This is a genomic window from Stenotrophomonas sp. SORGH_AS_0321, from assembly GCF_031453215.1.
GTDB lineage: Bacteria > Pseudomonadota > Gammaproteobacteria > Xanthomonadales > Xanthomonadaceae > Stenotrophomonas > Stenotrophomonas chelatiphaga.
This window is the reverse complement of sequence record NZ_JAVIZG010000001.1, coordinates 3,201,869-3,225,695: the sequence shown is the minus strand read 5'-3', so window position 1 is coordinate 3,225,695 and position 23,827 is coordinate 3,201,869. Positions and strand designations below refer to the sequence as shown.

Genomic DNA, 23,827 nt, shown 5'->3' with positions numbered 1-23,827 from the left:
CTAGAATCGACGGTTCCATTACCCAAGGGCCGCTTCATGCGCTCGAACGTGCTTGCTTTCTCCATCGTCGCCAGCCTTGGCCTGGTCCAGGTCGCCCATGCCGCAGAAGGCATGTGGGTGCCGCAGCAGCTGCCGGAAATCGCCGGTCCGCTGCAGAAGGCCGGCCTGAAACTGTCGGCCGAGCAGCTGGCCGACCTGACCGGCGACCCGATGGGCGCGGTGGTCGCGCTGGGCGGCTGCACCGCCAGCTTCGTGTCCCCGCAGGGCCTGGTGGTCACCAACCACCACTGCGCCTACGGCGCCATCCAGCTGAACTCGACCGCCGAAAAGAACCTGATCAAGGACGGCTTCAACGCCCCGAAGACCAGCGACGAACTCAGCGCCGGCCCCAACGCCCGCGTGTACGTGCTCGACCAGATCACCGACGTGACCACCCAGGCCAAGGCCGCCATCGCCGCGGCCGGCAATGACCCGCTGGCCCGCACCCGCGCGCTGGATGCCTTCGACAAGTCCCAGGTCGCCGCCTGCGAAGCCGACGCCGGCTTCCGCTGCCGCCTGTACAGCTTCTCCGGTGGCAACACCTACCGCCTGTTCCGCAACCTGGAAATCAAGGACGTGCGCCTGGTCTACGCGCCCCCGGGCAGCGTCGGCAAGTTCGGTGGCGACATCGACAACTGGATGTGGCCGCGCCACACCGGCGACTTCTCCTTCTACCGCGCCTACGTCGGCAAGGACGGCAAGCCGGCCGCCTTCGCCGCCGACAACGTGCCCTACCAGCCCAAGCATTTCCTGAAGTTCGCCGACCAGCCGCTGGGCGCCGACGACTTCGTGATGGTGGCCGGCTACCCGGGCCGCACCAACCGCTACGCACTGGCCGGCGAGTTCAACGAAACCGCTGACTGGACCTATCCGACCATCGCCCGCCACTACAACGCGGTGCTGAAACTGATCGAAGATGCCGGCAAGGCCGACGCCGACGTGAAGGTGAAGTACGCCGCCACCGCGGCCAGCATGAACAACGTCGCCAAGAACTACGCCGGCCAGCTGGAAGGCTTCAAGCGGATCGACGCGGCCGGCCAGAAGCAGGCTGAAGAGGCCCAGGTCCTGGCCTGGTTGAAGCAGCAGGGCACGGCCGGCAAGCCGGCGCTGGCCGCGCATGCGCAGCTGCTCAAGCACCTGGATACCAGCAAGTCCACGCGCGAGCGCGACCTGTTCGTCAACCAGTTCAACAGCACCTCGGCGGTGGGTTCGGCGATCACCCTGTACCGCACGGCGATCGAGCGCAGCAAGCCGGACGCCGAGCGCGAAGTCGGCTACCAGCAGCGCGACCTGCCGACCATCGAAGGTGGCGTGCGCCAGATGGACCGCCGTTACGTGGCGAAGATGGACCAGCAGCTGCAGCAGTACTGGCTGGACCAGTACGTGGCCCTGCCGGCCGCGCAGCGCGACAACGCGGTGCTGAACCAATGGCTGGCCGGCAGCGATGCCAACGCGGTCAAGGCACTGGTCAACAAACTGGGCAACACCCGGCTGGGCAGCCTGGACGAGCGCCTGAAGTGGCTCAGCGCCGACCGCGCCGCGTTCGAAGCCAGCACCGATCCGGCCATCCAGTACGCGGTGGCGGTGATGCCGGCGCTGCTGAAGCAGGAAGAACAGAAGAAGATCCGCGAAGGCGAATCGCTCAGCGCGCGTCCGCTGTACCTGCAGGCCGTGGCCGACTACAAGAAGAGCCAGGGCGGGTTCGTCTATCCCGACGCCAACCTGTCGCTGCGCATCACCTTCGGCAATGTCATGGGCTACGGCAAGGACGGCGTGAACTTCACCCCGTTCACCACGCTGGAAGGCGTCGCCGCCAAGGAAACCGGCGAAGACCCGTTCGATTCGCCCAAGGCGCTGCTCGATGCGGTCAAGGCCAAGCGTTATGGCGGCCTGGAAGACAAGCGCATCGGCTCGGTGCCGGTCAACTTCCTGTCCAACCTGGACATCACCGGCGGCAATTCCGGCTCGCCGGTGCTGGACGCGCACGGCAAGCTGGTCGGCCTGGCCTTCGATGGCAACTGGGAGTCGGTCAGCTCCAACTGGGTGTTCGACCCGGTGATGACCCGCATGATCGCCGTGGACAGCCGCTACATGCAGTGGATCATGCAGGAAGTGGCGCCGGCACCGCAGCTGCTGAAAGAACTGAACCTGTCGCAGTAACCGGGCGCGGGGCCAGGTCCGCTGGATCTGGCCCCGTGGCCGTGGCGTTCCGCACGGCAGGGCTTCAGGCGGAGCGGTTATGATGGCGCTCCGGCGCGGTTTCACAGGACGTGAACGAAACGCCGGACCTCCTCCCCCCAAGGACCCGTACCCCGCATGCGCATCCTGCTTGCCCGTCATGGCGAAACGCCGTGGAACGCCGAAGGCCGTTATCAGGGCCAGATCGATATCCCGTTGTCGCCGATCGGCGAAGCCCAGGCGCAGGCGCTTGGCGAGCGCTTGAAATCCGTGGACATCACCCGGGCGGTGGCCTCGCCGCTGTCGCGTGCACAGCGCACGGCCCAGCTCGCACTGGGAGCCCGCGCCGACATGCTGCTGACCGAACCGGAGCTGCAGGAAATCGCCCACGGCGAGTGGGAAGGCCTGCTGGCCAGCGAGATCCATGAAAAAGACCCGTCGCGCCTGCGCGCGTGGCGCGAAGAACCGGATACCGTGCTGATGCCGGGCGGCGAATCGCTGCGCCTGGTGCTTGACCGCAGCTGGCGGGGCCTGGCGCGTGCCGCCGAAGGCCTCGGCGAGGACGACACCCTGCTGGTGGTCGCCCACGATGCGGTCAACCGGGTCATCCTGTGCCGGATCCTCGGCCTGCCGATCAGCCGCCTGTGGAGCTTCCGCCAGGCACCGACCACGCTGAACCTGCTGGAAGGCCCGGACATCGAACAACTGGAAGTGGTGCGCATGAACGACTGCGCCCACCACACGCCGTTCTTCGGCGAAGCCAAGCACCGCGCCCTGTAACCGAAACGATTGGACGTCCCACCGTGACTGCACTGCCCACTACGCTCAGCGACTGGCTCGTCTTCATTGAACGCCAGCACCCGGCCACCATCGACATGGGACTGGAGCGCGTGCGCACCGTTGCCAGCGCCCTGCAGCTGGGCGTGCCCGCGCAGCGCACCATCACGGTGGGCGGCACCAACGGCAAGGGCTCCACGGTGGCCTTCGTCGAAGCGATCGCGCGCGCGGCCGGCTGGAAGGTCGGCGCCTATACCTCGCCGCACCTGCTGCGTTACAACGAACGCGTGCGCATCAATGGCGAAGAGGCCAGCGATGACGCGTTGGTCGCGGCCTTCAGCGCGGTCGAAGCCGCGCGTGGCGAGACCACGCTGACCTACTTCGAATACGGCACGCTGGCGGCCCTGTACCTGTTCACGCAGGCCGGACTGGACCTGGCGGTGCTGGAAGTCGGGCTGGGTGGCCGCCTGGATGCGGTGAACCTGATCGACGCCGACGTGGCTGTCATCACCACCGTGGACATCGATCATGCCGACTGGCTGGGCGATGACCGCGAAAGCATCGGCCGCGAAAAGGCCGGCATCCTGCGTGGCTGGAAGCCGGCGGTGCTGGGCGAGATCGATCCGCCGTCCAGCGTGCTGCGGCGGGCCTACCTGATCGGCGCCAACGCGATCCGCGCCGGCAGTGATTACTTCAATGAACCACTGGATGCGCAGACCTGGGCCTGGCGCGATGTCGCCGTGCGCCTGGAGTTGCCGATGCCGTCGCTGGCGGGACCGGTGCAGCTGGCCAATGCCGGTGCAGCGATTGCCGCGCTGCGCTCGCTGGAGCTGCCGCCCGGTCGCTCGCTGCCGCGCAGCGCGTACGCCGAAGGCGTTGCCGCCGCGCAGATCGCCGGACGGCTGCAGCGCCTGCAACGTGATGGCGTCAGCGTGCTGGTGGATGTGGGCCACAACCCGCAGGCGGCCACCGCGCTGGCCCGCGCGCTGCAGGCCGAGCCGGTCAGCGGGCGTACCCTGGCGGTGTATGCGGCGCTGCAGGACAAGGACGCGGTGGGGGTCGTGCAGGCGCTGGGCGAGGTCGTCAGCGCATGGACCGTGGCCGGGCTGGAAGGCCCGCGCGGCCAGGATGCCGCGGCGCTGGCCGGCCGCCTGGCCGGCACCGTTGCCGCCGACGCCGCCCGCGCCGATTCGGTGGCCGACGCGCTGGCCCAGGTGCTGGCCCAGGCAGGGCCGGGCGACCGGGTGCTGGTGTTCGGTTCGTTCCATACCGCGGCCGACGCGCTGGCCTGGTTGAAGACCGCCGCCTGATCACCGTTCAGCCGTTGCCGACGCTGCATCACGGCGGGACCGTATAATCATCGGCAGTTCCCACCTGTTGCCTGCCATCCGTGGATACGTCCCTGAAACAGCGTCTGATCGGTGCCATCGTCCTGGTGGCCCTTGCCGTGATCTTCCTGCCGATGCTGGTGACCGGCCCTGCCCGCAACAGCAGCGCCGACAGCGTGCCGCTGGAAGTACCCGGCGCGCCGGCCAATGCCCAGTTCGAAACACGCGAACTGCCGCTGGCCGCTCCCGCGGGGGGCGACAGTGGCCTGCGCGGTGCCGCGCCGCTGCAGGAACCTGCCGCCACTGCCGCCGCCACGGTGGATACCGGCCCGGCCGTGGCCGCCGGCAACTTCGCGGTCAGCTTCGGTGCCTACGCCAGCAAGGCCGACGCCGATGCGGTGATCGCGCACCTGAAGGGCGCGCAGCTGCCCGGCTTCAGTGAAACCGCCACGATCAACGGCAGGCAGGCCTGGCGCGTCCGCGTCGGTCCCTTCGTCGACCGCGCCCAGGCCGAATCGGCGCGCCTGCAGGCCGTGAAGATCCGCAGCGACGTGCGCGCCGAAGTGGTGACCCTGGACGCCAATGCCGAGGGCGCCGCCGCGACCGCGCAGGCACCGGCGGCCACCACCACGCCGCTGGGCGGCAACCCGGTGCAGACCCAGGCGCTGCCGGAAAGCGCCGCTGCCACGCCGGCGACCGCGCCGCCGGCGCCGAAGCCCGAACCGAAGCCGACCCCGGCCCCGGCTGCAGCTGCGGAAACCAAGGCGGTGGCGGCCAAGCCGGCAACGCCGGCCCCGGCCCCGGCCGCCAAGCCCGAAGTGAAGCCTGAAGTGAAGGCACCGGCCGCACCGGCCGCCAGCGGCGTCGGTTTCGCCGTGCAGCTGGGTGCGTTCGGCCAGGCCGCTGATGCCAACGCGCTGCGCGACAAAGTGCGCGCCGCCGGTTTCAGCGCCTTCGTCGACCAGGTCCGTACCGACAAGGGCGTGCTGAGCCGGGTCCGTGTCGGGCCGGTCGCCAACCGCGCCGAGGCCGACCAGCTGAAGGCGCAGGTCGCCGCCCGCGTCGGCGTGGCCGGCATGGTCAGACCGCACCCCTGATGCCCACTCCCGGCCAAGACGCCCAAGGGAACCCGCCCGCATGATCGACATCGTGCTGGCCTGCGTGATCGCCCTCTCGACCCTGCTGGGGTTCGTGCGGGGCTTCGTCGGCATCGTGGTCGGCACGCTGTCCTGGCTGCTCGCCGGCTGGGCCGCCTTCCTGTTCGGCAACGACGTGGCCCATCTGTGGTCAGCGCCGGCGCAGCCAGGCAACGGACACCTGGTAGGCGGCTATGTGACGGTATTCCTGGCCGTGCTGATCGCCGTCACCGTGCTCGGCATGCTGGTCCGCGCCGGCCTGCGCATGGCGCTGCTGGGCGGTGCCGACCGCATGCTCGGCGGCGCGCTGGGCCTGGTGCGCGGCGGCTTCATCAGTGCGGTGCTGCTGTTGATGGCGACCTTCACCCCGCTCACCGCCGAACCGGCGTGGCAGCAGTCCCACCTGCGTGCGGCACTGCAGCCGGTGGTCGGGTGGATGGACGCCCAGCTGCCGGACGTTTCACGGCCGATGCAGCAGATCGAACGGATGGTGCCCAAGGGCCTGCCGTCGTCGCTGGATGGGCTGGTGCCGGCCGGCTTGCCCTTGCCGTCCAACGGTTCGTCCCCATTTGCAGAAAGCCTGTTGGGAAAGCCGACCGCGACAGGCGATAATGGTGTCCTCGGCGAGGTGGTGGCGGGACGCGGATGGCCGCGTAACGTGGACCCGGCCAGGGGCGCGGCGAGCGAGTCCGCAAACGCCCCGGCACTGCCCGCGAACATCGAGTCGGCGCCCGAGCGTCCAGATCCTGCCGCTGTCCCGTAAGGCGGCTCCCCCGGCCAGGCACGGCCAACATCCCTGTAGATGGGCACAGCCCAGCGGAGATAACGCAACATGTGTGGCATCGTCGGAATCGTCGGCAACCAGAACGTCGCCGGGCAGCTCTATGACGGCCTGACCGTCCTCCAGCATCGTGGCCAGGACGCGGCGGGCATCGCCACCGTCGACGGCACCCGCCTTCGCGTGCAGAAGGCCAACGGCCTGGTCCGCGACGTGTTCGACGCGCGCACCATGTCCACGCTGGAAGGTCGCGTGGGCATCGCCCACGTGCGCTACCCGACCGCCGGTTCGGAAGGCATGGACGAGGCGCAGCCGTTCTACGTCAACTCGCCTTACGGCATCGCGCTGGCGCACAACGGCAACCTGATCAACACCGAAGACCTGCGTCGCCAGGTATTCGAACAGGATCGCCGCAACGTCAACACCGATTCGGACAGCGAAGTATTGCTGAACGTGTTCGCCTACGAACTGGATGCACAGAAGCAGCTCACCCCCGAAGCGGCGATCCGCGCGGTTTCCCACGTGCACCGTCGCTGCAAGGGCGGCTATGCGGTGGTCAGCGTGGTGCTCGGCCTGGGCCTGGTGGCCTTCCGCGATCCGCACGGCATCCGTCCGCTGGTGCTGGGCAAGCGCAGCCACGCCGAAGGCGATGAATACATCGTCGCCTCCGAATCGGCCGCGCTGGACGTGCTGGGCTTCCAGCGCATCCGCGACGTGCAGCCGGGCGAAGCGCTGGTGATCACCGCGCGGGGCGAACTGTTCTCGGAAATCTGCTCCGAGCCGGCCGAACACACCCCGTGCATCTTCGAATACGTGTACTTCGCGCGCCCCGATTCGATGATCGACAACGTGTCGGTGCACAAGGCGCGCATGCGCATGGGCATCAAGCTGGGCGAGAAGATCCTGCGCCTGCGCCCGGACCACGACATCGACACCATCATCCCGATCCCGGACACCTCGCGCGATGCCGCGCTGGAGATCTCCAACACGCTCGGGGTGAAGTACCGCGAAGGCTTCATCAAGAACCGTTACATCGGTCGTACCTTCATCATGCCGGGGCAGGGCGAGCGGGTGAAATCCGTGCGCCGCAAGCTCAACCCGATCCACCTGGAGTTCCGCAACCGGGTGGTGCTGCTGGTGGATGACTCGATCGTGCGCGGCACCACCAGCCAGCAGATCGTGCAGATGGCGCGCGACGCCGGTGCACGCAAGGTCTACCTGGCCAGCGCGGCGCCGCCGGTGCGCTACCCGAACATCTACGGCATCGACATGCCGGCCGCCGAAGAGCTGGTCGCGCACAACCGCAGCGTGGAAGAGATCGAAGCCCACCTCGGCTGTGACTGGCTGATCTACCAGGACATCGAAGACATGGAAGCGGCGGTGCGCGAAGGCAACCCGGCGCTGCAGAACTTCGATTCCTCCTGCTTCAACGGGCATTACCCGACCGGCATCGAGCCGGGCTACTTCGAACGCATCCAGCAGCTGCGTTCGGACGACGCCAAGCACAAGCGCCGCGCCTGATCGTGAGTGCCACGGCTCCATGCGACGTCGATTGCGCTGACGTCGCCGGTGACCTGCTGCGCGCAGCGCAGCAGTGCCTGGCCGAGGCCGACCCGCTGCGCAAGGTGGCCCTGACCCAGGCCCATGCCGCTGCATTCCGTGCCGGCCGGCTGAAGCTGCCGGCCGATGCACCGGCACCCGAGCCGATCCGCATGCCCGGGCGTCCGGCCACCCTGCAGCAGGTGCACCCGCGTGACGTGCCACGCCGCAAGCTCGGCGGTGCGGAAGGGCGCGCGCGTTTCATCCATGCCATCGCGCATATCGAACTCAACGCGATCGACCTGGCGTGGGATGCGGTGTACCGCTTCCGTGGCCTGCCGGCCGCCTACCTGTCGGACTGGGTCAGCTGCGCCGACGACGAGTCGCGGCATTTCATGCTGCTGCGCGAACGGCTGCAGGCGCATGGCCACGACTATGCCGATTTCCCCGCCCACAACGGGCTGTGGGAGATGTGCGAAAAGACCGCCCACGACGGACTGGCGCGCATGGCGCTGGTGCCGCGGGTACTGGAAGCACGTGGCCTGGATGTCACCCCGGGGCTGATCGCCAAACTGCGGGGCTGCGGCGACGATGAGACCGCCGACGTGCTGGAGATCATCCTGCGCGAAGAAGTCGCCCACGTAGCGGCAGGTACCCGCTGGTACCGCTGGTACTGCGAACGTGCCGGGGTGGAGCCGCGCGCCCGCTTCCGGCAACTGCTGGTCGAATACGCCGGTGGTTACCTGCACGGCCCGTTCAACATCGAAGCGCGCCTGCTGGCCGGATTCGATGCCGATGAACTGGCCGAGCTGATCGAGCAGGACCGCCGATAGACGACGCCGCGGCGCAGCCCGATAGCTCGGCCGTGGGGCACTATACGTGCCCGCGTTGGCTCCTCCAGGTTTTTACCCCCTGGCAAGTGCCTGCGGCCATACGGACTCAATGTGCTGTCGCACGGGTGCACCCAGTGCGTGAGATGCCTGCATCTCCAGCAGTTGGAAACCGAACACGCAGCCTGACAGTACGCCGCCATAGCCGGCTGCGGTTCCAAAGCCCATCACGCTCGACAGGCGGTGCCCATCAAACGCATGGAGGGTGGCCGGATCGCTCGGCCGTCCCCCCCCGACCCACGCAGACTGGCTGCCATCGCCGAAGGTCAACCGGATCTGGTTGACAGCATAGCCGCTGCCCACTTCAATGGCGGTGATGTGCTTGCGGGCGCCCACATCGTTGATGCTGATCCATTCGCCCCCTTCTCCGCCGATGACGGTGGAGCTCGTGTCATCCGGGCCATGCGACGGGAAGTAATTCAGCTCCATGCCGTCCACGAAGTTGTAGCCCCCGATCCGCACCGTAGTGATGGGCCCCTTCGGGGCGTTGTGCGACGGCAGGAAGTCTGGGAAAGGCCGCTTGCAGTCGTAGTAGGAGCCAAACAGCGGCGTGAAGATTTCGCGATCCAGGCGGGGCCTCACCGCGTCGGGGTAGCGCCGCTCGCTGAAAGACGGCCAGCAGCTGCGCATATCCCCATGGCAAAGCTGCTGTCTTGATTTCCACGCGAGTACGGCGGCCCATGGCTGGCTGCGATTCCTGTCATGGTCGTGCGGATGGCGGCTGATTTCCTTTGGCAATTGGTCATCCAGCACCGTGTCGTAATGATGACCGTAGGCCTCAATGCACTCGTCAAGCTGCTGGGCGTAGTCGTCGGCGACCGGGGTCTCACCATTGCGGCGGGCTCGCTGCGCCGCCTGGCGAAGAAGGCCCAGATGGATGTTGGCTGCAGGCGCAAACAAGGGCAGGAGGCGATATCGCGGGCCCTGCTCCATGAACTGCGGCAGTATGCCTTGCATGTACACGTTCATGGCGTCCTCGACCGAACGCATGTGTGCCTGGTCGCCGGATTCCAGCGCCCCTTTGTAGATGCGCAGCTGTCTGGTGATACCTGACAAGTGAGCGCTGACCGAATTGTAGATCGCTGTGTCGATCTTCTCATCCGTGATCTTGTTGATCGCATCCACGAAGCGTCTCCAGCGCGCATCCTCCGGATCGGAGAGCGACAGCGGCAGCAGGAACGAGCCAAACCCGGACAGAATGCCGCCAAGCCCCGGAATTGCATCCAGCCCAGACAACGTGAGCTTGCGGAATGCGCCGTACCAGAACTCAGGATCCGATGCATCCGGCGCGCCGCTGGCAGTGAGCGGCGCAGCGAGTGCGAAGTGTGAAGGAAGAAGAGAGCCGACGGTCGTGATGACTGAGCCGACGAGCAAGCTGCGCCTTGAACAGGTGATGATCATCTGGGGATCCCGCATGTGTGGATGAGGGGTCAGTCGAGCATGAGGGAACTGCGTCAGACCAATGGGATCAGCTGATGGAGGAGCTGCTGTCGCCGTGGGTCTGTCTAAGGAGATGGCTGATCACGACGGATGTGGGCGTAAGTATCCCTTCACGTCGTCTGCGACAGCACGTACTGAGCGGAATCCGGACCTGCCGCGACCTTGTTGGCTTACCCCCCTCAAAAGTGACGCAGTGGCGTTTCACTGCCCTGTATCGAGCCGGACACGACACGGGCCGATGCAGCCCTGCTTACGCGTTGCGCAGCACCACCCGCTGGCCGTCGGCGGTGGGGCGGTTGATGTAGAACAATCCGGGGCCCGGGCGATACGGCAGCTCGCTGACCCCGGCATCGGCGGCGTAGGTCAGCGCGGTATCCCCCAGCGCGTCGAAATTCCAGTGCGCCGACTGCATCAGGTAACGCTGCCTGAGCAGCCGCTCCTGCGCGTCATCCAGCGTCTGGCCGGCCATCAATGCGGTGGCGATGCCGCGCAGGTCGGCCGGCAACCCGGCATCGAGCGAGGCATCGGACGCATCGGTCCAGCGCACGCCCGCCTCTTCGGCGCGCGCATGCATCAGGCGCAGCGCGATGAGCTGGTAACGCCAGTCGATCGGGCGCTTCAGCACCACCGCCGAATAGACGAACAAGGTGGGCGTGGGCAGCACGCTGGGGCTTCCGGCCTGGCGCTGGCGCACCCACTGGTGCCACGTGTCCACCCATACCGCAGTGGCATCCAGCCCCAGTTGCTGCTGCCAGCGAACGGCGTCGGCCAGCGCGCGCTGGTGGCTTTCGGTGCGATGCAGCCCGTCCCGCGACGGGACGGCGAACTCGGCCAGCCCATGCCGTCGCAGCTGCGCACTGCGTGGCCGGGTCAGCAGCTTGGGGCCTTCTTCGGTCTGGTCATAACCGCCGCCGATGTTGGCATGCACGCCGGGCAGCCGGATCTCTTCGTGGTCCGGTGCCACCGTGGTCAGGGCGAAGTGCTCGCGATGTTCGTCGCGTGCGCTCAGCTGCAGCACCTTGCCGGCAATGCCCGCGGGCAGGTGCAGGCGCAGCGGTTGTTCAGCGCGCCCGCCCTTGATCGCCACCACGGTATCGAACAGCCCGATGAAACCGATCACCGGGCGCGGCAGGGCGAACGCAGCGTCCACGTGCAGGCCGGCTTCGCGCAGCAGTCCCTGCCAGTGCGGTGATCCCCACGCGTCGATCTGGTTGGCGGCATCGCGTGCCGCCGCGGCACCGCGCGAGAACCCGAACAGATCCACCCGGACGCCGCGCAGCGGCTGCGGCCAGTGCCGTGCGAGCTGCGCCAGCGCGGCGGGAAGCTGGTCCTGCAGCGCCCGGTTGATCTTCGCGCGAACGCCGCTGGCGCCCACGCCGAACGCAAGCCCGATCAGGTCGTCGGCCTGGCCGTCACGGGTTCCGGTGCCTTCGGTATAGATGGCCACCGACGGGGTGGCCGCGCCGGCCATGCGACCGTCGGGGTACAGCGCATGCAGCCGCGCCACGTTGGTCAGCCCGTTGCTGAAGCTGCTGGTGATGCGGCTGTGGTACGGCGAGGCATCGCCGGCCTGCCATACCGGCGCCAGCGGCTGCGCCGGCGCGTTGCGGTCGGTGCCGGCAGCGCGCCCGCGCGCCAGGTTCAGCGCGTTGTTGCGCGTGCCGTCGAAGAACAGGCCGATCCGCAGCAGACCGTCATCGCGTGTGCTGCCGTCCCCCCGCACTGAGCTCATGAGCGCCCTCCCGTGGACGGACAGTAGCGCGGCGCCGGGTCCAAGGGAACCCGGGCAGGCCCGTGGTAGCGCCCACGAGGACACGTCTGTAATGCCACGGCGGACAACCAGCGGGTGCTGGTGCAGCGCAAGCACGTGGTCGCCGGCTTCCGCTGACCTTGCTGCGGCCTGGGTGCAACGGGTGTGCCCCCGCGCCACGTCTTCGGGCGTGGCGCGCGGCAGTGCCCGCTCCACGTTCGGTCCGGTTCTGCGGGCGGGGCAACGACGGCATTTCCTGATGGAACCGGGTCCTGGATGGACGCGTAATGCATGCACGCAAGCCGATGTCCGCAGCGCCTGGCGTGGGGCGCTGGATCATGCTCACTGGAGATCATCATGTTGCACTCCCTTCTTCTGCCCGGCCTGCTGCTTGCCGGAGGCGCCCTGGCCTCTGCCGCTCCCCCGCTGCTGGAACTGCACGACGCCGAGGCCTCCGCGCTGCAGGCCGATACACCAGCGTTGACGATCGACGTCGATGGCCAACCGGTCCAGGTGCGGCGTGAACACGCCCGCGCGCTGCCCACCGGCGATGTGGCGTGGACCGGCAGCTGGGGCGTCGCCGGCCAGCGTGCCGCAGGAGCGATCAGCCTGGTCCGCTCTGCGGCGGGGGTGACCGCGGTCGTGCGCGTGGGTGAGCAGGTTCTGCGCATCGTTCCGTTCGGTGGCGGCCAGCACCAGACCCTGCCTGGGGTCGCCCATCGGTTGCCGATGCATCCACCGGGCGACATCCCGCTCGGGCCCCTGCAGGTAGACACCGCCGGCCCGATGGCCATCGCACCGACCAGCAGGATCCGCCTGCTCGTGGTGTCCACGGCCGACGCCGTGGCCGGCTACCCCGGCGACCTGCGGGCACTGGCCGAACTGGCCATCGCCGAATCCAACCTCACCTACCGGCGCAGCGGCGTGGACATGGATGTGGAACTGGCCGGGTACGCGGTCACGCCCTATGCGGAAAGCGGCAACATGGAGCAGGACCTGAGGCGCCTGCGCTCGCCTGGCGACGGACACATGGACGAGGTCCACGCGTTGCGCGACCAGCACGCGGCCGATGTCGTGGTGCTGCTGATGAACCGTGCGTTTGCCTGCGGGCTCGCCGACCAGATCGGAGCGGACGCCGCCGGTGCGTTCATTGCCGTGCTGGAGCAATGCGCCACGGGGGAGTACGTCCTTGCCCACGAAATCGGCCATCTGGCAGGCGCCCGGCACGACATCAAACGTGATCCGGCAGGGGTCCCGTTCGCCTTCGGCCACGGGTACTGGTACCAGCCGCCGCGAGCGCTGGGATGGCGCACGGTGATGTCCTACGACTGCCCGACCGGCTGCCGGCGCATTCCGTACTGGTCCAGCCTGGACCTGTCATACGAAGGCCAGGCCACTGGCAACCGCAACGAAGCGGATAACCGCCGTGTGCTGGAACTCACCCGCGCGATGATCGCCGGCTTCCGCTGAGCCGGTGCATCACAGTGCCTGCAGTGACATCCCGTCGGGAGTGAACCGCAGCACCGAACCCTGCTCATACCAGTCGCCCAGCACGATGCGCGTGCGGGCCTGGCCGCCTGCCTTCAGCGAATGCACGGCGGGGCGATGGGTATGGCCGTGGATCATCGTGTCCACGCCGTAGCGGACAAAGGTCGCCTCCACCTCGGCCGGTGCGACATCGGTGACGGTTTCGAACTGCGCGCGATCGCCCTGCTTCATTTCCGATTGGCGGCTCTGGCTGGCATCGCGTGCCTTCTGCGCGAACGCGATGCGCGCGGCCAGCGGCTGGGCCAGGAACTGGGCCTGAAATGCGGGGTCGCGGGTCTGCGCGCGGAACTGCTGGTAAGGGATGTCATCGGTACACAGCAGGTCGCCATGCTGCAGCAGTACCGGCGTGCCGTACAGGTCGATCACGCTGGGATCGGGCAGGATGCGCATGCCGGCACGGGCGGCGTACTGCTCGCCCAACAGGAAGTCGCGATTGCCGCGGATGAAGTACACCGGCACGCCGGCATCGGATACCTCCTTCAGCGCCGCTGCCACCGCATCGGCCGCAGGCGAAGGCGTGTCGTCACCGATCCAGGCTTCGAACAGATCGCCCAGGATGTACAGCGCGTCCGCCGCAAGCGCTTCGCTGCGCAGGAAGGCTAGGAAGAGATCGGTAATGGCCGGACGGCTCGCGTCCAGGTGCAGGTCGGAAATGAACAGCGTGGTCATGCGCCTATTGTAGGCAAGACATCCGATGCGTGCTCCCTGCAGGGATCACGCGGCCAGCGGCAGCCAGCTCAGGCTGGCCCACGCCAGCAGCAGCGCGATGCCGGTGGCGGCCAGGACATCGCTGGGATAGTGCAGGCCCAGCACCACGCGCGATGCCGCCACGCCCAGCGTGAAAGGCACCAGCAGCGGCGCCAGCCACGGGTAATGGAACAGGGCGACGGCGGTGAACGAGACCGCATGCAGGGTGTGTCCGGAGGGAAAGCTGAACTCGTCCAGCGGGGCCACCCAGGCGCGGATGCGCAGGTCGGCCTTGCACGGGCGCGGGCGCCGGGTCCAGCGCTTCAGGCCCTTGTACAGCAGCAACGCGGCCAGCCCCGTGGCGGCCATGTGGGTACTGGCGCGCAGCCCCTGCATGCCGTCCAGCAGCACCAGCGCACCCATCAGCACGTACCAGAACACGCCATCACCCAGCCGGCTGATCACCGCGAACAGTGAGCGGATGCGACGGCGGCGGCAGTACAGGTTGGCACGGCGACACCAGCGGGTTTCGCGGCCGATCAACAGGTCAAGCGGCGTGGTGCGCATGCAGCCTCCGGGCGTGGGCAAGTTCGGACAGCAGGGCATCGAATTCGGCCACCACCTGCTGCGGATGCAGGCGCTTCATGTCCCGCGCCGCCTGCTGGCCAAGCGTGGCGCGCAGCGTGTCATCGCCGGCAACGCGCAGCGCGGCCTCCACGAACTGGTCATCGGTATCCACCGCCGCGCCATTCTCGCCATCGCGCAGGTATTCGCGTGCGGCGCCGTAATCGAAGGCCACCGTGGCCAGGCCACTGGCCATGGCTTCAAGGGTCACGTTGCCGAACGTCTCGCTGCGGCTGGGGAACAGGAACAGGTCGCCGCTGGCGAAATGGCGCGACAGCGCTTCGCCGCGCTGCACGCCGCAGAACAGGAAATCAGGATTGTCGTGCGCCAGTTTTTCGCGGGCCGGGCCGTCGCCGACCAGCACGAAGCGAGCCTTGGGCCGCTGCTGCTGCAGCCGGCGGAAGGCCTTCACCGCCAGCCCCAGGTTCTTTTCCGCAGCGATGCGGCCGACGTAGATCGCGGCAAAACCATTCCCCTCGATACCCCATTCTTCGCGCAGCGCCGGATCGCGCTTGGCCGGATCGAACTGCTGGCTGTCCACCGCGCGGGCCAGCAGCCGCACCCGTTCGAAGCCTTCGCCGGCGAGGAAATCCTGCAGCTCACGGGTGGGCACCAGGGTGGCATCGGCCTGGTTGTGGAAGCGGCGCATCCAGCGCAGCGCGGCGGCCTGCAGCCAGGCTACGCCGTAGTCGGGCAGGTATTCGTCGAAGCGGGTATGGAAGCCGGTGGCGACCGGGATGCCGAGCCGGCGCGCGCAGCGCAGGGCGGACCAGCCCAGCGGGCCTTCGGTTGCGATGTAGACCGCGTCGGGGCGTCGTGCCTGCCAGTGGCGGCCAAGCCGGACCGGTGCGGGCAGGCCGAAGCGCAGGCCGGGATAGCGAGGCAGGGCGGCACCGGGGACCAGCAGCGCGCCGTCCAGCAGGTCGGCGTCGCGGTCGGCGTGCTGGCGCGGTCGCACCAGGTCGACCTCGTGTCCGGCCTGGCGCAGGCCCATCTCCAGCCCCTGCACGGTCAGGGCCACGCCGTTCACTTCCGGAGGGTAGGTCTCGGTGACGATCGCGTAGCGCATGGGACTCTCCCGTTTGTACGCATGTTCGTCGCCGGGCATGTCCCGGGCATGACCGGATTGCGACCGTCGCGTGACCGGGTGTGTGAGTATTTTTCAGCTGTGCCGCGGAGAGCGGGGCTGAGGGCAGAGTGGGGCGGGTGGGTTGCAGGGGACACGCCGCAAGTACGTCCCTGTAGGCTCGCGTTCGGCTCCTGCCTCACGACGGTCCCCTGCAATCCACCCGCCCCACTCCAGACAGATTCCCGCGGCCGCGAGCCTGTGGGTGGCGAAAAGCGGTAGCGCCGACCCTGGCCGGCGGAATCAATCAGCCCGCATTTCCGCCATCCGCCGACCATGGGTATGCCGCTCGTCCTGACCGGCACTCTACGGGCCGTCGCAAGCGACCTTGGCAGCGGCTCCTGCCTCTGCCTTCGGCGCTACGACAGCCCTGCAGCTGTTGACGTTGACGTTGACGTTGCCCGCGCTACGGAATCAGGCCACGAACGGCTTGAACTGCAATCCCAGGCCGGTCATGCCGTCCACTTCGCCGATCAGGTCGGCCCGCAGCAGCGGACGGGGATCGATGAAATTCTGCGGCACGATCAGCGACAACCGGTCGTCCTCCGCCGTGATTTCCAGCACCGGCAGCGGCGTGGATTCGTGCGCCCGGTTGACCAGCACCGCCAGCCGCAGCAACGCGGCCAACCGGCGCGCCGGGACCACCAGGCGCTCGGGAAGTGCCTCGAACGCACTCTTGGGCACGTTGCGGCGGTGCGTGCGTACCAGTGCGGCCAGCATCTGTTGTTCCTGGCGCGAGAACCCGGCGATGTCCGAGTTTTCCAGCACGTAACTGCCATGGGTGTGGTAACCGCTGTGCGCGATCATCAGCCCCAGTTCGTGCAGGCGCGCAGCCCAGGCCAGCATGCGCTGGTCGTCGGCATCCAGCGCCCAGCTCTGCTGCACCTGCTCGAACAGCGCCAGCGCGGTGGCCTGCACGCGGTCGGCCTGCGGCACATCGATGCCGTAGCGCACCGTGAAGGCGGCCACGGAGACGTCGCGCGGGTCGTTCTCGCCGGCACGGCCGACGATGTCGTACAGGATGCCTTCGCGCATCGCCGCCTTGCTGACCAGCAGCTTCTGCAGGCCGAGCGCCTGGAAGGCCGCTTCCAGCACCAGCACGCCACCGGCGATGATCGGCCGGCGGTCGCTGCCCAGTCCGGGCAGCACGATGTCATCGATCTTCTTGGCCTTCAGCAGTTCATCGCGCAGCTGCGGCAGGGCCTCGGCGGTGATCGCGCCCTTGCTCAGCTTCATCGCCGCGCAGATCTCGCTGATCGCCTTGTGGGTGCCCGAAGAACCCAGCGCCTCGTCCCAGCCCAGCGCCCGGTACTTGCTGGCGAACGGCTGGAATTCACGGCCGATCTCGGCCAGCGCATCCTTCCAGCGCTTGCGGCTGAGCTTGCCACCCGGGAAGAAGCGCCGGGTGCTGGCGATGCAGCCGGCCTGCAGGCTTTCGCGTTCCAGGGTCTGCATGCCCGAGCCGATGATGAACTCGGTGGAGCCGCCGCCGATGTCGATCACCAGCCGGCGCTGGTCTGCCTTGGGTGGCTGCGCATGCGCCACGCCCAGGTAGATCAGGCGCGCCTCTTCGCGCCCGCTGACCACTTCGATGGCATGCCCCAGCGCGGTTTCGGCCGGCATCAGGAACGCCTGCGGCGAGCGCAGCTGGCGCACGGTGTTGGTGGCCAGGGCGCGCACGCGGTGCGAGGGCACGTCGCGGATGCGCTGGCCGAAGCGGGCCAGGCATTCCAGCGCGCGTTGTCGCGCCTCGCTGGACAGGCCGCCTTTGCCATCCAGGCCATCGGCCATGCGCACGGTCTCGCGCAGGCGGTCGACCACCCGCAGCTGCCCCAGCGTGTAGCGGGCGATGACCATGTGGAAACTGTTGGAGCCGATGTCGATGGCGGCCAACAGGTCGCCATCTTGCAGGGTCGGGGAAGTCGATGTGTGCGGCATGCTCGAATGGTAGCCGAAGGCGGGTGCCGCTCGTCACCGCGCCTTCTTCACGTTGCCGGACCGGCAGCGCTCACAGGCCCTGCATCAAGCCCATCTGCGCCGAATGCGGGGCCTCGTCATGCGCCGGTGCCAGCTTCACGTAGCGGCCGTCGGCCTGCAGCTCCCAGGCGTTGAGGTTGTCGTCCAGGTAGTTCTGCAGCACTTCGCGGTACACCCGTCGTGCCAGCGCCGGGTCGAGGATCGGGAACGCGGTTTCCACCCGGCGCAGCAGGTTGCGTTCCAGCCAGTCCGCACTGGCGCAGTACAGTTCCGGTGCGCCGGCATTGCCGAACCAGTAGACGCGGCTGTGTTCCAGGAAGCGGCCGACGATGGAGCGCACGCGGATGTTGTCCGACACCCCCGGCACGCCGGGACGCAGCGTGCAGGCGCCGCGCACGATCAGGTCGATCTGCACGCCGGCCTGCGATGCGGCATACAGCGCGCGCACCACCTGCGGTTCGTTGAGAGCGTTCATCTTGGCGATGATGCGCGCCGGCCGTCCGGATTCGGCGATCGCCTTCTCGCGTTCGATGCGCTTGAGCACCCCGGCGTGCAGGGTGAACGGCGATTGCAGCAGGTGCTTCAGCTTGGCCTTGGATGCCAGCCCGGACAACTGCTGGAACAGCAGGTGCACGTCGTTGCCGATATCCGCATCGGCGGTGATCAGGCTGATGTCGGTATAGGCGCGCGCGGTGCCGCTGTGGTAATTGCCGGTGCCCAGGTGCACGTAGCGGCGCAGCTTGCGGCCTTCGCGGCGCACGATCAGCAGCATCTTGGCGTGGGTCTTGAAGCCCACCACGCCGTACACCACCTGCACGCCGGCTTCCTGCAGGCGATCGGCCAGGCCCAGGTTGGCCTCTTCATCGAAGCGCGCGCGCAGCTCCACCACCACGGTCACGTCCTTGCCGTTGCGGGCGGCCTGGATCAGCGCCTCCACGATCAGCGAATCCTTGCCGGTGCGGTACAGCGTCTGCTTGATCGCCAGCACGTTCGGATCGATCGCCGCCTGCTTGATCACGTCCAACACCGCGGTGAAGGCATCGAAGGGGTGGTGCAGCAGCACGTCCTGGCGGGCTACGGTTTCGAAGATGCCGTCGCCATCGCGCAGCGTGCGCGGGGTCATCGGTGGGTACTTCAGGTCCGGGCGCGGGAGGACGTCGTACAGCTGGATGACCCGGTTGAGGTTGACCGGGCCATCGATGTAATACACCGCGTTTTCGGTCAGGCCGAAGTTCTGCAGCAGGGTGCGCACGATGTCGCGCGGGGTGTCCTGGGCGATCTCCAGGCGCACCGCGGGCCGGTAGCCGCGGTCGACCAGTTCGTCGCGCAGGGCCAGCGCCAGGTTCTCGACTTCTTCCTCGTCCACCACCAGTTCGGAATTGCGGGTGACGCGGAACTGGTAGGCCCCTTCCACTTCCATGCCCGGGAACAGCTCGTCGACGAACGCCGACAGCATCGAGGACAGGAACACGAAGTTGCGGCCCTCGCCGAGCGACTCGGGCAGTTCGATGATGCGTGGCAGCGAGCGCGGTGCGCGCACGATGGCCAGGTGGCCACTGCGACCGAACGCATCCACGCCCTTCAGCACCACCACGATGTTCAGCGATTTGTTGAGGATCTTCGGGAACGGATGCACCGGGTCCAGGCCCAGCGGCGACAACACCGGCATGATCTCGTTGCGGAAGTAGGCGCGCAGCCAGCGCTTCTGGCGGTGGTTCCAGGAATGCCGGCCGAGCACGCCGATACCCGCCTCCTGCAGTGCCGGGCGCAGCACCTCGTTCCAGCAGCGGTACTGCTGGTCCACCAGCTCGGCAGCGCGGTCGTGGATGGCGGTGAGGATCGCCTGCGGACTCATGCCGTCCGGTGCCGGTGGCAGCCCGAATTCCTGTGCATGGCGCACGGCCGCCGCGCGGATTTCGAAGAACTCGTCCAGGTTGGTGCAGGAAATGCACATGAAGCGCAGGCGCTCCAGCAGCGGCACCTGCGGATCCAGCGCCTGTGCCAGCACGCGGAAATTGAAGTCCAGCTGGGACAGTTCGCGGTTGATGTACAGCGCCGGATCCCGCAGTGAATCGGATTCCGGCTGCGGCACGGCGGGGAGGGATCCAAGGCTGCTCATGGCTTCAATCTTCGGCGTGGAGGGAGGCGGCCACATCGCGCGCGCGGACGTGCGCGGCATCGAAATGGCAGGAGAACGTGGAGCCCTTGCCGACCTCGCTCTGGATCTCCAGGCGGGCGTGGTGCAGGCCAAGGATGTGCTTGACGATGGACAGGCCCAGGCCGGTACCGCCGCTTTCGCGCGAACGGCTGCTGGACACGCGGTAGAAGCGTTCGGTCAGCCGCGGCAGGTGGTTGGCCGGGATGCCATAGCCGGTATCGTGCACGGCCAGCACCACGCCGTCGCCTTCGCGGCTGAAGATCACCCGCACCTGGCCTTCGGCCGGCGTATAGCGCACCGCGTTGGTAACCAGGTTGGAAAACGCACTGTGCAGTTCCTTGATCGACCCCAGCAGGTCCACCCCGGCATGGTCTTCCACGGTGATCTGGTGGCGGCCCTGGCTGTGGGCTTCGGCTTCGCGGCGCAGCGTGGCCAGCATCGGCAGCATGGCGACCACTTCGGCATCGCCGGCTTCCTGCGATTCCAGCCGCGACAGGGTCAGCAGGTCTTCCACCAGCTGGGCCATGCGCTGGCTCTGCTTGCGCATCTCTTCCAGCATCGGCCCGGTGCCGGGGAAGTCCTCTGGATCCATCATGTCCAGGTAACCATGCACCACGGTCAGCGGCGTGCGCAGTTCGTGCGATACGTTGGCGACGAAGTCACGGCGCACCTGTTCCAGCCGCAGCAGCTTGCTGACGTCGCGGGCGATCAGCAGCCAGTGGTCGGCCGAATAGGGGATCAGGCGCAGGTTGAGGCGGATCGCCGGATCCACCGGCGAGGGCACGTCCAGGATCGGTTCGGCATTGCGTCCACCGGCCAGCCAGTGGGCCAGCGGCATCGGCTGCAGGCGCTGCACCAGCGCCTGGCCCAGGTCACCGGGATGGTGCAGGCCAAGCAGCGTCGTGGCCGCTTCGTTGAACCACTGTACGCGTTGGCTGTTGCGGTCCAGCACCACCACCGCATCGGGCAGCGCGGCGGCCGCGGCCCGGTAGCTGCGCAGCATGTCCAGCAGGCGGCGCTTGCGCACGCGCATTTCATGCTGGTTGCGCGACACCACGCGGTCCAGTTCGTTCCAGACGCCGGCACCGTCGGCGATCTCCCAGCGCTGGCGCGCGGTCAGCCGGCCGAGCACCCGGCGCAGCCGCCAGTAGTGCCAGGCCAGCGCGCCGATGGCGGCGATCGCCAGTCCCATCCACGCATCACCCAGCGCCCAACCTGCCACCCCGGACAACAACAGCACCGTGGTCAGGGTGGCCAGGGTCTTGAACCAGGCGGAACGGATGTGACGCGGCATTGCAGTACCAGTGATCAGGTGGACGTGGAGAAGCGGTAGCCGGCACCGCGCACGGTCTGCACCATGTTTTCAGCGGCGAACGGTTCCAGCGTCTTGCGCAAGCGGCGGATGTGCACGTCGATGGTGCGCTCTTCCACGTACACACTGCCGCCCCAGACGTGATCCAGCAACTGCGCCCGCGTGTACACGCGTTCGGGGTGGGTCATGAAGAAGTGCAGCAGGCGGTATTCGGTCGGGCCGATCGGCACCGGCTGGTCGTTGGCGAACACGCGATGGGCGGCGCCGTCGATGCGCACCGAACCCACCGCCACGCTGCCATCTTCGTCGTCGTCGCGCGCCCGGCGCATCACCGCACGGATCCGTGCCAGCAGCTCGCGGGCCGAGAACGGTTTGACCACGTAATCGTCCACGCCGGCCTCCAGTCCGCCGACCCGGTCGTTTTCCTCGCCACGTGCGGTCAGCATGATGATCGGCACCTCGCGGGTCAGGGCCTCCTTGCGCCAGCGGCGGGCCAGGTCCAGGCCGCTGGTGCCCGGAAGCATCCAGTCCAGCAGGATCAGGTCGGGCACGCGATCGGCGATGGCCGTCTGTGCTTCGCGTGCGTCGCCGGCGTGGATCGGCTCGTAATCGCCCTTGCGCAGGGCAAAGGCCACCATTTCGCGGATCGCGGGTTCGTCGTCGACGATCAGGATGCGTTTCTGCACGAGGCCACCAAGTTGCTCATCAGATCGGGAGTGACGTCAGTAGACTACGATTTGATGACATGTTTGTGACGCCATCGACCCCGCTGTAACGACCAGCGGTCGGCAGCTCGCCGGGCGGCGTACCTCAGCGGCGCTCGAGCTCGGGGTCGTTGACGCCCTGGCGGCGCATTTCCAGCACGGTCGGGGTGATGGTTTCGATGCGTGCGTCCACCCGCGCGCGGGTGACGTAATCCAGGCCGGGCTGGCGTTTGAGCGCCTGCAGCTGCATCAGTGACTGTTCCGGGCGGCCATTGAGGTAGGCCGCTTCGGCATAGGCTTCGCTGGCGCGGTGGGCATCGCCGGCCAGTTCACTGGCGCGGGCGAAGCGCTGCTGGAAGACCGGATCGTTGCCGCTTTGTGACAGCAGGGGCCGCAGCATCGCCTGCGCGCGCTGTCCGGCCGCCTGGCCGCCCTGCTCATTGAGAATCTGCGCGAAGGTCAGCGCCACCGGGCGGCTGCCCGGATGCTCGCGCAGCAGCGCCTCGAAGCGTTCATTGGCCTTGGCGGCCTGGCCGGAGCGGGATTCTGCTTCGCCCAGCGCCAGTGCCACCCACAGGTTTCCCGGGTCGGCGTCGTTCAATTCAGCCAGGGCGCGCGCGGCGCCGGCCGCACCGCCGGTGCCGGTGGTCAGCTGGGCCAGTGCCTGGCCGTAGCGCTGGGCCGGGGTCAGGCCGCCCTTCTGCCGCGCCAGCCCCTGGTACTCCCGGGTCAGCTCAGACGGCGTCACCGCGCTGAGCACCCGCAGGCGCTCGCGGGCCCAGTCGAAATCGCCGCTGGAACCGCGGCTGAGCTGGCCCACCGATACCTGCATGCCCGGCGGCAGCAGCAGGTTGTTGCGGCGGGTGATCGGGTCGGACAGACCGGGATCGCTCGGGTTCACCCGTTCGGTGCGCACGCCACCGGGCACCTCGGTGGTCAGCACCACGGTGTCCTTCTTCATCTGCTCGGCGCGCAGCTTGGCTTCGCTGATGCGGGTGGTGTTGACCGGGTGGGTGCGCAGGAAATCCGGCACGTTGTAACCGCCGTCATTGCCGCGCATCGAAGCGCTCATGCGCTCGAAGAAGCCGGCCATCGCGTCCACGTCGTAGCCGCTGCGGGCCAGCGTACGGATGCCCAGCCGGTCGGCCTCGGATTCATTGGAGCGGGTGTAATCGATCTGCCGCTGCTGCATCAGGCCCATGCCCGAGGCGATGCTGGCCATGGTGGCGTTGCCGGCTGAATTGCCGCCGGCCTGCTGCGAGGCGATCACCGCCGCCAGCATGCCCAGCAGGATCGGAATCTGGTCACGCTGCGCCCGTTCCACCCCGCGCAGCACGTGCTGCTGGGTGACGTGGGCGATTTCGTGGGACAGCACCGCGGCGACCTCGTCCTCGCGTTCGGCGGTGAGCACCAGTCCGGCATTCACCCCGATATAGCCACCCAGCGTGGCGAAGGCGTTGATCTGCCGGTCCTTCATCATGAAGAAGGTGTACTGCTGGCGCGGCTGGGCGCTGTTGGACCCCAGCCGGGTGCCCATGGTCTGCAGCCATTCGGCGGTGAGCGGATCGTCCAGCAGGTAGCCGTAGTTGCGCAGTTCGCGCAGCATCATGCCGCCGTACTCGGCCTGGCGGGCGGGGGTCAGCAGTTCACCGGCAGACGAGCCGATATCGGGCAGCGAATCCTGGGCCTGGGCCAGCGGCACAGCCAATGCGAGGGTCAGGGCAGCGGAGAGCAGCAGCGGTCGCAAGCGGTCGGTCCTCGGGCAGCGTCCCCCAGCGTGGCAGGCCGGGGGGAAACCTATCGTTAATCCACAGTGTTGCGGCCATGGCGTGGATT

The 23,827-nt window shown here is 68.0% G+C and carries 18 protein-coding genes; 8 read left to right on the top strand and 10 right to left on the bottom strand.

Annotation, left to right across the window (positions count from 1 at the left end):
- Positions 1-36 precede the first annotated feature (36 nt).
- From QE373_RS14505 to QE373_RS14475, 7 genes are all read left to right on the top strand, one after another.
- Entirely contained in the window at positions 37-2,199 is a 2,163-nt protein-coding gene (locus tag QE373_RS14505; RefSeq protein WP_309687782.1) for a S46 family peptidase, read from the top strand.
- A gap of 156 nt (positions 2,200-2,355) precedes the next feature.
- The gene (locus tag QE373_RS14500; RefSeq protein WP_057507005.1) at positions 2,356-2,997 is read left to right on the top strand and encodes a histidine phosphatase family protein; all 642 of its coding nucleotides are present in this window, start codon (positions 2,356-2,358) and stop codon (positions 2,995-2,997) included.
- Positions 2,998-3,020: 23 nt separating this feature from the next.
- Complete coding sequence (folC, locus tag QE373_RS14495; protein ID WP_309687777.1) at positions 3,021-4,304, top strand: bifunctional tetrahydrofolate synthase/dihydrofolate synthase; 1,284 nt, start codon at positions 3,021-3,023, stop codon at positions 4,302-4,304.
- 80 nt (positions 4,305-4,384) lie between these two features.
- Positions 4,385-5,419, top strand: a complete 1,035-nt coding sequence (locus tag QE373_RS14490; RefSeq protein ID WP_309687775.1) for an SPOR domain-containing protein — start codon at positions 4,385-4,387, stop codon at positions 5,417-5,419.
- A gap of 40 nt (positions 5,420-5,459) precedes the next feature.
- Positions 5,460-6,221: a CvpA family protein gene (locus QE373_RS14485; protein WP_309687771.1), complete on the top strand. Its 762-nt coding sequence runs from the start codon at positions 5,460-5,462 to the stop codon at positions 6,219-6,221.
- A 69-nt stretch (positions 6,222-6,290) separates the two neighbouring features.
- The gene (gene purF / locus QE373_RS14480) at positions 6,291-7,757 is read left to right on the top strand and encodes an amidophosphoribosyltransferase (RefSeq protein ID WP_057507001.1); all 1,467 of its coding nucleotides are present in this window, start codon (positions 6,291-6,293) and stop codon (positions 7,755-7,757) included.
- A gap of 2 nt (positions 7,758-7,759) precedes the next feature.
- Positions 7,760-8,608, top strand: coding sequence for a ferritin-like domain-containing protein (locus tag QE373_RS14475; protein WP_309687768.1), 849 nt, complete (start codon positions 7,760-7,762; stop codon positions 8,606-8,608).
- A 72-nt stretch (positions 8,609-8,680) separates the two neighbouring features.
- Here QE373_RS14475 and QE373_RS14470 read toward each other — a convergent pair whose 3' ends face one another.
- Together QE373_RS14470 and QE373_RS14465 are read right to left on the bottom strand one after the other, a co-directional pair.
- Positions 8,681-10,066 (bottom strand): insecticidal delta-endotoxin Cry8Ea1 family protein, encoded by a 1,386-nt coding sequence (locus tag QE373_RS14470; RefSeq protein WP_309687766.1) that lies wholly within the window; start codon positions 10,064-10,066, stop codon positions 8,681-8,683.
- A gap of 289 nt (positions 10,067-10,355) precedes the next feature.
- Complete coding sequence (locus tag QE373_RS14465; protein ID WP_309687762.1) at positions 10,356-11,837, bottom strand: DUF2235 domain-containing protein; 1,482 nt, start codon at positions 11,835-11,837, stop codon at positions 10,356-10,358.
- 375 nt (positions 11,838-12,212) lie between these two features.
- Between QE373_RS14465 and QE373_RS14460 the strand changes: the two genes are divergently transcribed.
- Positions 12,213-13,325, top strand: coding sequence for a M12 family metallo-peptidase (locus tag QE373_RS14460; protein WP_309687760.1), 1,113 nt, complete (start codon positions 12,213-12,215; stop codon positions 13,323-13,325).
- 9 nt (positions 13,326-13,334) lie between these two features.
- On the opposite strand, the gene lpxH is transcribed toward QE373_RS14460, so the two are convergent.
- The 8 genes from lpxH to QE373_RS14420 form a co-directional block, all read right to left on the bottom strand.
- On the bottom strand, positions 13,335-14,072 hold the full coding sequence (gene lpxH, locus QE373_RS14455; RefSeq protein WP_309687755.1) for a UDP-2,3-diacylglucosamine diphosphatase: 738 nt from the start codon (positions 14,070-14,072) through the stop codon (positions 13,335-13,337).
- A gap of 45 nt (positions 14,073-14,117) precedes the next feature.
- Positions 14,118-14,657, bottom strand: coding sequence for a phosphatase PAP2 family protein (locus tag QE373_RS14450; protein WP_309687752.1), 540 nt, complete (start codon positions 14,655-14,657; stop codon positions 14,118-14,120).
- Positions 14,638-15,783 carry a glycosyltransferase family 1 protein gene (locus QE373_RS14445; RefSeq protein WP_309687750.1) on the bottom strand — a complete coding sequence of 382 codons (1,146 nt, stop codon included), beginning with the start codon at positions 15,781-15,783 and terminating at the stop codon, positions 14,638-14,640. Before QE373_RS14445 ends, QE373_RS14450 begins: the two co-directional genes overlap by 20 nt.
- Before the next feature lie 471 nt (positions 15,784-16,254).
- Positions 16,255-17,778 (bottom strand): exopolyphosphatase, encoded by a 1,524-nt coding sequence (ppx, locus tag QE373_RS14440; RefSeq protein WP_057506991.1) that lies wholly within the window; start codon positions 17,776-17,778, stop codon positions 16,255-16,257.
- A gap of 70 nt (positions 17,779-17,848) precedes the next feature.
- Positions 17,849-19,936, bottom strand: coding sequence for a polyphosphate kinase 1 (gene ppk1, locus QE373_RS14435; RefSeq protein WP_309687747.1), 2,088 nt, complete (start codon positions 19,934-19,936; stop codon positions 17,849-17,851).
- Between the two features lie 4 nt (positions 19,937-19,940).
- Positions 19,941-21,269 (bottom strand): phosphate regulon sensor histidine kinase PhoR, encoded by a 1,329-nt coding sequence (phoR, locus tag QE373_RS14430; protein ID WP_057506989.1) that lies wholly within the window; start codon positions 21,267-21,269, stop codon positions 19,941-19,943.
- Positions 21,270-21,283: 14 nt separating this feature from the next.
- Positions 21,284-21,973, bottom strand: a complete 690-nt coding sequence (phoB, locus tag QE373_RS14425) for a phosphate regulon transcriptional regulator PhoB (RefSeq protein WP_042614802.1) — start codon at positions 21,971-21,973, stop codon at positions 21,284-21,286.
- A gap of 124 nt (positions 21,974-22,097) precedes the next feature.
- Positions 22,098-23,738, bottom strand: coding sequence for a M48 family metalloprotease (locus QE373_RS14420; RefSeq protein ID WP_309687741.1), 1,641 nt, complete (start codon positions 23,736-23,738; stop codon positions 22,098-22,100).
- Positions 23,739-23,827 lie beyond the last annotated feature (89 nt).